This is a genomic window from Microbacterium sp. AC145, assembly GCF_979258505.1.
In genome coordinates this window covers 1,254,184-1,267,442 of the sequence record NZ_OZ409859.1, presented here as the reverse complement: position 1 = coordinate 1,267,442, position 13,259 = coordinate 1,254,184, and the positions used below count along the sequence as shown (strand labels likewise).

11 protein-coding genes are annotated in these 13,259 nt (G+C 66.7%); 4 read left to right on the top strand and 7 right to left on the bottom strand.

The genetic code is table 11. The features are described 5' to 3' along the window. The first annotated feature begins 10 nt into the window (after positions 1-10). Positions 11-2,455, top strand: a complete 2,445-nt coding sequence (locus tag ACZZZN_RS06225) for a DNA gyrase/topoisomerase IV subunit A (protein WP_463504317.1) — start codon at positions 11-13, stop codon at positions 2,453-2,455. Between the two features lie 51 nt (positions 2,456-2,506). On the opposite strand, the gene ACZZZN_RS06220 is transcribed toward ACZZZN_RS06225, so the two are convergent. The 4 genes from ACZZZN_RS06220 to ACZZZN_RS06205 all read right to left on the bottom strand — a co-directional run bounded on the left by ACZZZN_RS06220 (position 2,507) and on the right by ACZZZN_RS06205 (position 6,511). Continuing rightward, positions 2,507-3,370, bottom strand: coding sequence for a 3-oxoacyl-ACP synthase III family protein (locus ACZZZN_RS06220; RefSeq protein ID WP_463504316.1), 864 nt, complete (start codon positions 3,368-3,370; stop codon positions 2,507-2,509). 65 nt (positions 3,371-3,435) lie between these two features. Then, positions 3,436-4,728: a F390 synthetase-related protein gene (locus ACZZZN_RS06215; RefSeq protein WP_463504315.1), complete on the bottom strand. Its 1,293-nt coding sequence runs from the start codon at positions 4,726-4,728 to the stop codon at positions 3,436-3,438. Beyond that, positions 4,728-5,522 (bottom strand): MBL fold metallo-hydrolase, encoded by a 795-nt coding sequence (locus ACZZZN_RS06210; RefSeq protein WP_463504314.1) that lies wholly within the window; start codon positions 5,520-5,522, stop codon positions 4,728-4,730. The genes ACZZZN_RS06215 and ACZZZN_RS06210 overlap by 1 nt, the downstream gene beginning before the upstream one ends. Beyond that, positions 5,522-6,511 (bottom strand): NAD-dependent epimerase/dehydratase family protein, encoded by a 990-nt coding sequence (locus ACZZZN_RS06205; protein WP_463504313.1) that lies wholly within the window; start codon positions 6,509-6,511, stop codon positions 5,522-5,524. The genes ACZZZN_RS06210 and ACZZZN_RS06205 overlap by 1 nt, the downstream gene beginning before the upstream one ends. 32 nt (positions 6,512-6,543) lie before the next feature. On the opposite strand from ACZZZN_RS06205, the gene ACZZZN_RS06200 reads away from it, so the two are divergent. Next, a complete protein-coding gene (locus ACZZZN_RS06200; protein ID WP_463504312.1) occupies positions 6,544-7,761 on the top strand; it encodes a glycosyltransferase in 1,218 nt (405 codons plus the stop codon). Between the two features lie 3 nt (positions 7,762-7,764). Here the strand turns inward: ACZZZN_RS06200 and ACZZZN_RS06195 are convergent, their stop codons facing one another. Then, positions 7,765-9,867 carry a DNA gyrase/topoisomerase IV subunit B gene (locus tag ACZZZN_RS06195; protein WP_463504311.1) on the bottom strand — a complete coding sequence of 701 codons (2,103 nt, stop codon included), beginning with the start codon at positions 9,865-9,867 and terminating at the stop codon, positions 7,765-7,767. 182 nt (positions 9,868-10,049) lie between these two features. Here ACZZZN_RS06195 and ACZZZN_RS06190 point away from each other — a divergent pair, with 182 nt between their 5' ends. Then, positions 10,050-10,262 carry a DUF7455 domain-containing protein gene (locus tag ACZZZN_RS06190; RefSeq protein ID WP_042540282.1) on the top strand — a complete coding sequence of 71 codons (213 nt, stop codon included), beginning with the start codon at positions 10,050-10,052 and terminating at the stop codon, positions 10,260-10,262. Between the two features lie 75 nt (positions 10,263-10,337). Here ACZZZN_RS06190 and ACZZZN_RS06185 read toward each other — a convergent pair whose 3' ends face one another. Further along, positions 10,338-11,378, bottom strand: coding sequence for an alanine racemase (locus ACZZZN_RS06185; protein WP_463504310.1), 1,041 nt, complete (start codon positions 11,376-11,378; stop codon positions 10,338-10,340). Beyond that, complete coding sequence (locus ACZZZN_RS06180; protein WP_463504309.1) at positions 11,375-11,983, bottom strand: alanine racemase; 609 nt, start codon at positions 11,981-11,983, stop codon at positions 11,375-11,377. The genes ACZZZN_RS06185 and ACZZZN_RS06180 overlap by 4 nt, the downstream gene beginning before the upstream one ends. Before the next feature lie 175 nt (positions 11,984-12,158). Here ACZZZN_RS06180 and ACZZZN_RS06175 point away from each other — a divergent pair, with 175 nt between their 5' ends. Next, positions 12,159-13,175, top strand: coding sequence for a sugar-transfer associated ATP-grasp domain-containing protein (locus ACZZZN_RS06175; RefSeq protein ID WP_463504308.1), 1,017 nt, complete (start codon positions 12,159-12,161; stop codon positions 13,173-13,175). The last annotated feature ends 84 nt before the right edge of the window (positions 13,176-13,259 follow it).

Genomic DNA, 13,259 nt, shown 5'->3' with positions numbered 1-13,259 from the left:
CAGGATGGCCATGCCGAAGACCCCGCCGCCCGAGCTCGCTCCGGAGAGAATCCAGGACATCGATCTCGAGAGCGAGATGCAGGGCTCCTTCCTCGAGTACGCCTACTCGGTCATCTATTCGCGCGCACTCCCCGACGCGCGCGACGGTCTCAAGCCGGTGCAGCGTCGAATCCTCTACCAGATGGCGGAGATGGGGCTGCGTCCCGATCGCGGTCATGTGAAGAGCGCCCGAGTCGTCGGGGAGGTGATGGGAAAGCTGCACCCCCACGGCGATTCGGCCATCTACGACGCGCTGGTGCGCCTCGCCCAGGACTTCGCCCTGCGCGTGCCCCTCGTCGACGGTCACGGGAACTTCGGGTCCCTCGACGACGGCCCCGCCGCCGCGCGTTACACCGAAGCTCGGCTCGCAGCGCCCGCCATGGCACTCACGGAGAACCTCGACGAAGACGTCGTGGACTTCATCCCGAACTACGACGGTCAGTTCCAACAGCCGGCTGTGCTCCCCGCTGCCTTCCCGAATCTGTTGGTCAACGGTGCGAGCGGGATCGCTGTGGGCATGGCGACGAACATGGCGCCGCACAACCTGATCGAGGTCGTCGCCGCTGCCACCCATCTGCTCGAACACCCCGACGCGACGACCGAAGAGCTCATGGAGTTCGTGCCGGGCCCGGACTTCCCCTCGGGCGGCATCCTCATGGGTCTCGACGGGGTCAGAGACGCGTATGCGAACGGCCGCGGTGCGCTGAAGGTGCGCGGCAAGGTGTCGATCGAGTCCCTCGGCCCGCGCCGCACAGGGATCGTCGTCTCCGAGTTGCCGTACATGGTCGGTCCTGAGCGGCTGATCGAGAAGATCCGCGACGCCGTGCAGTCGAAGAAGCTGCAGGGGATCAGCGATGTCACCGACCTCACCGACCGCAACCACGGTCTGCGTGTCGCGATCGGCATCAAGACGGGCTTCGAACCGAACGCCGTGCTCGATCAGCTCTACCGTCTGACCCCTCTCGAAGACTCCTTCAGCATCAACAACGTCGCGCTCGTCGGCGGACAGCCGCGCACGCTCGGTCTCAAAGAGATGCTCAGCGTCTACGTCGCGCATCGACTCGAGGTCATCACTCGTCGCAGTCGGTACCGCCTCGCACGTCGCGAGGAGCGTCTGCACCTTGTCGAGGGCCTTCTGGTCGCGATCCTCGACATCGACGAGGTCATCCAGGTCATCCGCTCGTCGGACGACTCCGAACAGGCACGCACACGGCTGAGGTCGGTCTTCGACCTCAGCGAGCTCCAGGCGGAGTACATCCTCGAACTCCGTCTGCGTCGTCTCACCAAGTTCTCGCGCATCGAGCTGGAGGCCGAGAGAGACGCGCTGCTCTCAGAGATCGCCCGGCTGCGTGAGCTGCTCGCGAGCGAGGTGCTCCTGCGTGCCGCGGTCGCCACCGAGCTCGACGCAGCGGCCGACGCGTACGGCACGCCGCGGCGCACGCTGCTGATGAATGCCGCTCCCCCGAAACCGCGAGCGTCGAAGGGCGCGCCCGCCGATCTCCAGATCGCCGACGCGCCGACTGTGCTCGTGCTCTCCACGACCGGACGTGCGGTGCGCGTCGACCTCGCGGAGGGCCAGGAGCTCACGGTTCCGGCCCGTCGAAGCAAGCACGATGCCATCCTGACGACCGTCGAGACCACCGTGCGCGCTGACATCGGCGCACTGACGACAGAGGGTCGAGTGCTGCGATTCTCGCCCGTCGATCTCCCCTCCGTCCCGTCGTCCTCGGTGCAGCTCGCCGCCGGCACTCCGCTGCGCGACTATCTCGGTATCACGACCAGAGGCGAGCGGATCCTCGAATTCGTCCGATTCGACAGCGATGTACCCATCGCGCTCGGCACGGCTCAGGGCACTGTGAAGCGCATCGTTCCCTCGACGCTGCCGGTGCGCCCCGATCTCGAGGTCATCGGCATGAAGCCTGGTGACACAGTGGTGGGTGCGGTCCCGGCTCCCGACGACGCCGACCTGGTCTTCGTGACGACGGATGCTCAGCTCCTGCGCTTCTCCGCTTCTGCCGTGCGCCCTCAGGGGGCCCCAGCGGGAGGGATGGCCGGAATGAAGCTCGGTGCCGGAGCGGCTGTGCTGTTCTTCGGAGCTGTGTCGCCCGCGGCAGACGCCGTGGTCGCCACCGTCTCGGGGGCCGACAGCAGTCTGCCCGGCACGGAACCGGGTCGCGCCAAGGTGTCTTCGTTCACCGAGTACCCCTCGAAGGGGCGGGCCACCGGCGGCGTGCGCGCCCACGCGTTCCTGAAGGGCGAAGACCGGCTCACCGTCGCATGGGTCGGCCCGAGTCCCGCTCAGGCCGTCGACCCGACGGGTGCCGTACGCAAGCTCCCCGAGCCGGGTGCTCGACGCGATGCATCGGGTCAGCCCATCGACGGCGTGATCGGAAGCATCGGACGAACCCTCGTCTGAGCTCGACGCCCCGTTCACGAGCGGTCGTGCTCAGAGCCTGAGCGGTCGTGCTCAGAGCCTGAGCGCGAGGATGTTCGCCGTGAGGCCTGCCGCCGTCCCGCAGAGGATCACGACGTCTCCTGAACTCACACGACCGCTGTCCAGAGCTCGTGCGAGCATGAACGGCACCGAGGCGGACACCATGTTGCCGAAAGCGCTGACCTCATCGATGCGCCTCGCTGCGGGGATGCCGAGGCGATCGAGCATCGGCCCGAGGGCCGCGGACGCCTGATGGGGCACCCACAGCGCGACGTCATCGTGATCGATGCCCGAGGTCCGGTGGAACTCGCCGAAGAACTCCGGAAGCACGCGCATCATCCCGAGCAGCGCCCGGCGCCCGTCCATGTCGAAGAGGTAGTCGCCGGGATCGCTCCTGTCGTACATCTGCGCGGGTGACCTCGACAGCCCTCCTCTGATCTCCGTGTCGTGGGCGTAGGCGGGCCAGGTGCGCTGGGCGGTCGCGATCACCCCGCGACCGGGCGTCGAGGCACGTCGCAGCACGAAGGCAGCGCCGGCGTCGCTGAACAGCTCGAAGCTCTCACGCTGGGCCGGATTGAGGAAGCGTGTGCCGACATCGCCCGCGAACACGAGGATCGTCTCGTGGTCTCCGGCATCGAGGTAGCGCGATGCGACATCGAGCGCCGTGATGAAGCTGGTGCAGGTCGAGTTCACGTCGAAGGCCGCCGCATGCCCCGTGAGCGTCAGTCGCTCGAGCACGAGCGCCGCGGTGCACGGGATCGGCTGGATTCCTGCGGCTGCGGCGCCGAGCACGAGATCCACCTCGTCTGCGGTGACGCCCGCGTGCTCCAGCGCGCGTTCGCACGCCTGGGCGAGCATGTCGAGATGGGACACATCGTCTTCGATGCGATACCTCACCTCGGCACCGAAATGCACGGTCCGCGCAGGCAACGACGTTCCCCACCCCGCGATCTCACAGTTCCTCACCATCTCCGGTCCCCCCAATCCCGCACGACGCGCCGCAGCTTCACCGACCCGTCATGCACGTAGTCGACGAACACGAGCTCCGGTGACTCGCACTGCAACCGTGCAGCCAACGCGTCGATCTCGTCGGTGACGCGGCGCTTCGAACGATCATCGACCGTGTCGAGCGCGATCTCCAGCCGTGACTCGGCTTTCTGAGTGACACGGTATTCATCGAATCCATCGGCATGGATCATCGCGCGCGCCACGATGTCGGCGAAGACCGGGATACGACCGCCGTCGAGCCCCCGGAAGAGGAGGGTGTCTCCTTCTCGCCCCTCGATCCTCTCGATCGCGCTGAGTGCACTGCCACAGGGACACGGATCGATTCGTTCGCGCAACACGTCGTCCAACCGGTAACGCACGATCGGCTGCGCGCGGCGCCGCAGATCCGTCACTATCGGCGTGAATCGCTGGGCATCGAGCTGTTCGCGCTCGACGAGGACGTTGTCCTCGTTCAGGTGGATCACGCCGTGTTCACACGTGTGAGCGAGGAAGCCCTCCGTGCACTGGTAGAGCTGGTGGATCCTCGGCTGATTGAGCGACGTCGCGATGCGGCCGGCATCCGAGAGCTCGAGGACTTCCGCGACCGAATACACCTTCTGCGGGATCGCATCGTACGCCCCGGCGTCGGCTGCCCGCGCGATCATCCGGAGCACTGATGGTGGGGCCACCAGAATGGTCGGGCGGTATGCCTGAAGCCGGGCGATGTTCTCGTGCATGTCGTCGTACACATCGAAGTAGTGGAACGACACCGCCTTCGAGCCGACCGACTCGTACAGGGTGTTGTCCGCCCGCAGGAAGAGAGCGATCCGGTGCCCGAGCAGTCTGCCACGCGGCAGAGTGCGCGCGAGCACAGTGCCCACCCAGGCATCGCGTTCCGCGCCGCTGACGACGAACAGACCACGATGACCGCTCGTGCCGCTCGAGAGCCCGACGGAGTTCGATCCGAGATCGATGTCGAACTCTCTCGCCCGTTCGTTCGCGATCGCAAGGTCGAGAGCGTCGTCTCGTCCGACACCGACCGTGTTGATCTCATCGAAGCGGCTCATCATGATGCTCTTGTCCATCAACGGCAGATCCGCGAACGAACCGGTCGTCAGCAGTCCCCTGAAGTACGGAGAGCTCCGACGGAGGAACCTCAGGTGTGCTGTGAGCAGGCGTCGTTGACGGCGCGTGATCGACTTTCGCGTGCGCAGCGGGCGCAACCATCGCACCATCGCGAACTCGCGCAGGATCCGCAGCTTCCCCATCAGTCGAGCAACTCCGTCGATCCGAGCGGATCGTGGCTGCAGACCACCCGGACACCGGCGTCCACAAGGAGTCCGAGCACCGCTGCGGTCGACACATACCGGGCCGAATCGTTCTGGATCGCCCGCGGCAGCGGCCGCATCCGAGACGACGCTTCGATCAGGTCCCGTCCCCACGCCGCATCTCCGGCGAGAAGCACGCGGGATTCGATCAGTGCTCCGAGGTGCCCGTCGGCGTGTCCTGGCAGGTCGACGACGAGATACGAACCGTCACCGAGGAGGTCATGAGCGTGCAGTTCGACCCCACCGATGTTCACGCGCTCGAACGCGTCATCCTGCACGACGACCCTTGCGGCTCGTGGGAACCATTCCGGGATCAGCCCCGGCAGCACCCCCGTGCGCAGGTGTGGAGCGCGCAGCGTCCGCTCGTGTCCCTCGCTGAGCACGAAGGTCGCCTCGGGGAAGCGCCGCACTCCCCCGACGTGATCGGGATGCAGGTGGGACAGGACGACGTGCGTGACGGATGCCGGGTCGACGCCGTCTGCAGCGAGACGCACGGCGATGTCATCGGCCTCTGAGACCCGCGGCGGCAGCAATCGCCGGTATGCACGACCACGCCAGCCGGTGTGCCAGGGTCCTGTGGCGTAGCCCGTGTCGAAGAGCACGCGGCGTCCCTCGTCGGAGTCGTAGAGGAAGACCCCCGCGGGGAACTCGCGCCGTTCGGCGGGCATTCCGCGGAACATCGCGCCGACCTCGTGAGACGTGCTGCCGCAGACATAGTGACGCAGACGCCCCATCAGGCGCTCACCGTCAGATGTGCGGCGACCGCGGCGAGGGCGTCGTCGAGGGAGACCTCGGGCCGGTAGCCGAGCTCTGCCGTCGCCCGGGTGATGTCGAGCGTCTGCGAGTACGCGATCGTGCTCAGGGTGTAGCGCGTGAGCGGCGGCTCCGGTCGGTTCGGCAGGGCGGTACAGACCCCCTCGAGCGCCGACGCCAGAGCCCAGGCGATCCGTCGATCCATGGGGCGAAAGCGGGGCCGTACGCCCATGAGCGTCAGCAGTGCCGTCAACAGCTCTCGGAACCGCCGCGGATCGCCGTTCGAGATGTTGTACACGCCTCCTGCGGCGTCGCCTCGGGTCACGGCGAGCCGGAGAGCTGCCGCGACATTCTCGACCGCTGTGACGTCGATGAGATTCTCGCCACCGCCGAACAGTGGCACGCCGATCCGTTCGTGAACATCCAGCAGCCGTGGGATGAGGCTCGGGTCGCCCACCCCGATGAGGCCACGAGGGCGCACGATCACCAGCTCTCGGATCGCTCCTTCGTCGAGCGCTTCGAGGAGCAGGTTCTCCGCAGCGATCTTCGAGCGGATGTAGCCGTTCAGGCGATTGCTGGGATCGACGTCGGTCTCTCGGATGCCGAGGCGATCACGGTTCGTCGCATACACGCTCGGCGACGACACGTGCACGACACGTCGCACGTCGTTGCGCCGTGCGAACTCGACGACATGACCGGCGCCGATGACGTTCGCCTCGTGGAAGTCCTTCCACGGCCCCCAGGGCGACGACAGCGCCGCACAGTGGATCACGGCATCGACAGGAAGATCGCGCATACGGAGAGACGCAAGGTCCCCCGGCACTCGGTGCGCCTCGTCGGCGACACCCGCGAGCGCTTCGGTGTTGCGGCCGGACGCGAAGACCTCGTGGCCGTGCCGCTGCAGGTCGGGCACCACGTACCCACCGAGGAACCCGCTCGCCCCCGTCACCAGCACACGGGCTCCGGACATGGACTTCACGATAGTCGTCCTATGGTGGTCGGGTGCGCATCGCCATGGTCACCGATTACTACCTGCCGACTCTCGGAGGAGTGCAGACGGTGATCAAAGCACACCGGGAGGCCCTCGAGCACGCCGGTCACGAGGTGTTCGTGTTCGCTCCCCTGTCCGAGCCGAGCAGCGATCCACACATCGTGCGGCTGCCCACGGCGCGTGGCTTCGCACCCGACGGGTACCCCTTCACCTGGACGCCCTCAGCCGCCGCCTCCGCACTGCGGGATGCGCTGAGCAGGCACGCATTCGACGTCGTCCACGTGCACACCGAGATGTTCGCCGCGCTCGCAGGCTTCGAAGCCGCACGCGAGCGCGGGGTTCCCGTCGTGCAGACCATGCACGGACGCATCGACGTCTACACGCGCTCGGTGCTCCCTCTGCCGTCTGTCACGACGGCGCTGCTCGCCGCGATGCACCGCAGCCGAATGAGCCACGACGATGCTCGGCTCGACAGGGACGCACCGTACATCGGCACGCGAAGCGCGAGGCTGATGTGGCGGCTGATGGTGAGCCAGGCCAATCACGCCGATCACGTCATCGTGCCGTCACGGCACTTCGCGACCAAGCTCACAGACCAGGGGGTCCGAACACCCGTCACCGTTCTGTCGAACGGGTTGGAGGACACGGTGCTCGCCGCGGTCGGCACCCCCGCCCCGCGGGTGGTCGAGCATGGCGATCCCCTCCGCATCGTGTGGTGCGGTCGTCTCTCGCCCGAGAAGAGACCGGAGGTCTTCCTCGACGCCATCAGAGAGGTGCCCGGCATTCGGGCCGAGATGTTCGGCGATGGGATCGCGAGAAGTCGAGTCGCTGCAGCGGCAGCCCATCTGCCGGACGGCAGGCTCACGGTGCACGGCGGGGTGCCTCAGGCGCGCGTGCTGGAAGCGATGCGGCACTCGCACGTTCTCGTCTCGAGCTCGCTCGACTTCGACAACCAACCGATGGTGATCCTCGAGGGCATCGCGGCCGGACTTCCGGTGATCGTCACCGACCCCGACCTGGCAGAGATGCTCCCCCCGGGCGGCGGACTGGTGACCCGCGCTCCGGATGCCGCCGGGCTCGCCGCGGCACTCCGTGAGCTGCGTGACGCCCCTGAGCGGATCACGACGATGAGCACCGCCGCGATCGAGCACCGCCGTCTCGTCGCACAGAGCACCCATCGCGATGCGCTGCTCGATGTCTACCGCTCGGTCCTCGCACCGAGACGCTGACCATCAGGCGTCGATGGCCTCGCGCGAGAGCCTGTCGGATGACTCGATGATGAACTCGCGCCGAGGGGCGACCTCGTTGCCCATCAGCAGCTCGAACACGCGCCCTGCGGCTTCCGCGTCCTCCATGCGGACCCGCCTGAGCAGACGTCCACCGCGATCCATGGTGGTGGTCGCCAGTTGCTCGGCATCCATCTCGCCGAGGCCCTTGTAGCGCTGGATGGGTTCGTGCCACTTCTTCCCGGCCTTGCGCAGCTTCGTCAGAAGCGCATGCATCTCCTGCTCGCTGTAGGTGTAGATCGTCTCGTTGGGCTTGGAACCCGGGTTCATCACGATCACGCGGTGCAGCGGAGGCACCGCCGCGAACACGCGGCCGTGCTCGATGAGAGGACGCATGTAGCGGTAGAAGAGCGTCAGCAGCAGCGTGCGGATATGCGCCCCGTCGACGTCGGCGTCGCTCATCAGGATGACCTTGCCGTAGCGGGCGGCATCGATGTCGAAGCTCCGACCGGAACCCGCTCCGATCACCTGGATGATCGACGCGCATTCTGCGTTCGAGAGCATGTCGCCCACCGATGCCTTCTGCACGTTGAGGATCTTGCCGCGGATCGGCAGCAATGCCTGAAACTCGCTGTTGCGTGCGTTCTTGGCGGTGCCGAGTGCGGAGTCGCCCTCGACGATGAAGAGCTCGCTGCGCTCGACCTCGTTCGTGCGGCAGTCGACGAGCTTGGTCGGCAATGTCGACGACTCGAGCGCGTTCTTGCGACGCTGGGTCTCCTTGTGGGCGCGAGCAGAGACGCGCGCCTTCATCTCGGCGACGACCTTGTCGAGCAGTTGCGTCGCCTGGCTCTTGTCATCGCGCTTGGTCGATGAGAATCGCGCGGCGAGGTCCTTGCGCAGCACCTGGGCCACGATCTGGCGCACGGCGGGCGTGCCGAGCACCTCCTTGGTCTGGCCCTCGAACTGCGGCTCAGGGACGTTCACGGTGAGCACGGCGGTGAGACCCGCCAGCACATCGTCCTTCTCGATCTTGTCGTTGCTGCCGACCTTGAGGCGACGCGCGTTCTGCTCGACCTGAGCGCGGAGCATCTTGAGGAGCTCCTGCTCGAAGCCCTGCTGATGAGTGCCGCCCTTGGGGGTCGAGATGATGTTGACGAACGAGCGTGTCACGGTGTCGTAGCCGGTGCCCCAGCGCATCGCGATGTCGACCGCGCACACGCGTTCGACCTCGGTGGCGACCATGTGGCCGTTCGCCTGCAGCACCGGCACGGTCTCGGTGAAGGTGCCCTCGCCCTGGATGCGCCAGGTGTCGGTGACCGGTGCGTCGGTCGCGAGGTACTCGACGAACTCCGAGATGCCGCCCTCGTAGTGGTACGACGTCTCGTCGATCTGAGCGGCCGCGTCGCCGTCGCCCACTGCTCGGGCATCCTTGACCACGATCTCGAGGCCGGGCACCAGGAACGCGGTCTGACGTGCACGCGTCTCGAGCTCGGTGAGCTGGAACGCGGCGTCCTTGGTGAAGATCTGTCGGTCAGCCCAATAGCGCACCCGGGTGCCGGTGGCACCTCGTGCCGCTTTGCCGATGACGCGCAGTTCGCTCTTCTGCTCGAAGGGCGTGAACGGCGCATCAGGGCGCTTCTCGCCCTTGTCGGCGAAGAGCCCGGGCTCCCCCCGGTGGAAGGACATCGCGTAGGTCTTGCCGCCGCGATCCACCTCGACGTCCAGACGTTCGGAGAGAGCGTTCACGACAGAAGCCCCGACACCGTGCAGTCCGCCGGATGCAGCATACGAGCCACCGCCGAACTTGCCGCCGGCGTGCAGCTTGGTGAAGACGACCTCGACGCCTGTGAGCCCCGTGCGCGGCTCGACATCGACAGGGATGCCACGGCCTCGGTCATGCACCTCGACGCTTCCGTCGGAATGCAGGATGACGTCGATCTTCGTTCCGTTGCCGGCCACAGCTTCGTCGACGGCGTTGTCGATGACCTCCCAGAGGCAGTGCATCAGGCCCGGCGATCCGTTGGAACCGATGTACATACCCGGTCGCTTGCGGACGGCTTCGAGCCCTTCGAGCACCTGGAGATGATGGGCGGAATACTCGGCGGTCACAATCTCCGAGTCTATTCGCGGCAGGTGCCCGAACCGCGCAGACACTCCCCGATGGGCTGCGACCTGGACGCATCGCGTACGCGCTGAGCGAAACACGCCGCAAAGCGGGCATGCGCACAGGTATCGCGTGGTTGTATTGAACACGCCCAACCAGCGGACCCGACACTCAAGGAGGCACCGAGATGAACGCAACGACCGAACGTGAGACCTCCGCCGTCGAGTTCCGCCTGACCGCCATGGATCGTTGCGATTCCTGTGGCGCTCAGGCCTACATCGCGGCCGAGGTCAATGGCTCCGAGCTGCTCTTCTGCGCCCACCACGGCCGCAAGTACGAAGAGAAGCTCCGCAGCATCGCCACCAGCTGGCACGACGAGACCGCTCGCCTGATCGACTGATCGCGGCAGTCAGCCGAGAACGGAGCCCGACATCGGCCGGGCTCCGTTTTTCATGTCACGGCTCTCATACCTGTCTCACGAGACGACGACTCGACGCACGCGCGGAGTCAGCCTCGTGAGGATCTCTTCTCCGACCGTGTCGATGTACTCCGCCATTCCGGTCGCAGTCCGTTCGCCGTGCTCCCCCGCACCGAACAGCCAGACCGTGTCGCCCAGAGCTGCGCCCGGCCAGCCCGCCACGATCGAGGCGGTCGAGTCGACGATCTTCAGCTCGCGTGCGCCGGCCGGGGTGCCGACCTCGGCACCCGCGAGCGTCGACGGAATCCCGTCGAACGAGCCGATCGCGATGACCACGTCGGCGCCCCGAAGCTCTGTCACCGTGGCCGTCAGCTCCGCGACGGGGTCGATGCCGTCGATCTCCGGGCCGTCAGCAGAGCGGATGCCGTAGCAGAAGGCGCCGATGCGCGAGAGCGTGCCGCGCAGTTCCGGTCGCCACCACGACGCAGCCGAGGCGGTGAGATGTAGCGACACCGGTGTCGTTCCGGACTCACCTGCCACGCGAACGGCCTCGAGGAACACCTCGCGAGCGTCATCATCTTCGGAATCGCTCGACTCGGCGAGATGGCTCCAGACGCCGACGAGCTCGACGAGCCCCTCACGCTCAGCCGCTCGGACGACCGTGACCGTCTCCTGCCATTCCTCGGGCAGCAGCCCGTTGCGGTGCAGTCCGGTGTCGATCTTGAGATGCACTCGGGCACATGCTCCGAGCTCACTGGCCCGTGTGATGACACGCGCCAGGTACTCCGTGCTGCCGACTCCCAGATCGATCCGATGGATCAGGGCCTCGTCGATCTCGGCATCCGTCGATGTGACCCAGGCGAAGATCCTGCCCTCGGTACCGAGCAGCCGCCGCATCGTGACACCGTCCGGGATGTCATACGATCCGAACCACTCGACTCCCGCTTCCTTCGCGGATTCGACCGCCCAGGTCAGGCCGTGGCCGTAGGCGTCGTCCTTGAACACCATCATCAGCTCCGAGGGCGCGATGCGTTCGCGCACTGCTCGGACGTTCGCGACGAGACGGTCGGTCCTCAGCCGCAGTTCGGGGCGGCTCATGCTTCCCATCCCCGGTCGGCGTGGGTGCCCGCCACGGTGATCAGCTCCGCGACCGAGAGGCCGGTGACGGTGCTCCACCGGGCGAGAGCCGGTGCGATCGGGCCGTTCCCCCCGAAGTAGGTGGCTTCGGTACCGACCGCGGCATCCTGATCACCGAGATCGATCACGCAGACGTCCATCGCGACGCGACCCACGATGGGGCGGACTGCCCCATCGACCTCGACCTGCGCGGCATTCCCGAGCGCGCGCACGATCCCCTGCGCATATCCGCCGGTGATGAGCGCTGCCGTCGTGGCGGTGGTGGCGCGGTGCGTGTATCCGTAGGACACCGCGTCCCCTGCCTTGAGGGGTTTCGTCGAGAGCACCCGACCGACGAGACGCATCACGGGGCGTGTTCTGAGCGTCCCTTCGTCATCCGGCAGCCCATAGAGGATGCGAGGGTCGATGTCGGCGGCGCCGTCGATGATCGCCTCGATGCCTTCGAGCGCGAGCATGTCAGCCTCTGCCCGGGAATCCACGAGCACGGCACGCGCCCCGGCTGCGGTCGCCGCGTGGGCGACCGCGAGAACCCCGTGCCCCCATGCGTCGCGCCGGAGATCGGCCACGCGGCCCCCGGCGGACACCGCTTCCGACGCAGCCGAAGCGAGTGCCGATCGGGAGATCATCGCGCGCGGGCGGGAGGAAGTAGTCGTCTCACACACCCGACAAGACTAGCCCGGGCCTTCCAGGTTGCCCTGAGAGGCCCCCGTAGACTGGAGCCGTACCCGACCCTGGAGATCCATGTCACGCTTTTCCCCCGTGCCCCGCGTCCGCTATCTGCTCGCGCGCGCCCGTCGCATCGATGTCGCCTCGGTCGTCGAGCGGGCCAAGGAGGCCTCTGCGCAGCACGGCAAGGCCGTGCCGCTCGTGGTCGTGGACATGCTGTGGTCAGCCGGCCGGCACAACGTCGGCTTCCAGGATTACATCGACTACGACTTCGCGATCCTGACCAAGGCGGAGCGCGACACGTACATGACGCACCCTGTCTCCAACGAGATCTCGCAGAAGTACGATCACCCCGATTTCCGCCATCTCTTCCACGACAAGGCCGAGTTCAACCAGCGCTTCGACGCGCTGCTCAAGCGCGAGTGGATGATGATCGTCGATGGCAATGCCGACGAACTGCGCGACTTCACCGAGCGACAGGGCACGATCGTCGTCAAAGAGACGCACGGTCAGGCCGGCACCGGTGTGCACCGGTACCACGCGGCCGATGTCACCGACTGGAGCGCGTTCCACTCCGAACTTCTCGGCAAGAACCAGGTACTCGTCGAGGAGGTCATCCGTCAGCATGCCGATCTCGCCGCCGTCTGCCCCGGCACCGTCAACACGACTCGAGTGACCGCGTTCTTCGACGGTGAGAAGACGCACATCCTCGCGATGGCTCAGAAGTTCGGCCGCGGCGCGGTGAGCGATCAGATGAGCTTCGGCGGGTTCTACACGATGCTCGATGAGAACGGCCACTCGGTGGGCCCCGGCTACGATTCGCACGGCCACGTCCACGTGACGCACCCGGATTCCGGGTTCCCGATCGCCGACTTCCAGCTCCCGATGATCGACGAGGTGAAAGAGTTCGTCGATCAGGCTGCCCGGGTCGTGCCTCAGGTGCAGTATGTGGGCTGGGACATCGTCGTGACGCCGGACGGTCCGGTTCTCGTCGAGGGCAACTGGGGTGCAGGCGTCTACGAGAACAAGCCCAGCGTCACGGGCATCCGCACCGGACACAAGTCTCGCTATCAGGAGGCCATCGGGTTCTGACCCGGCACACGCTGATACGACGAAGGCCCGGATGCTGAGCATCCGGGCCTTCTCGCTGTCTGTGTCGCTGTGGCCTTCGTCCCG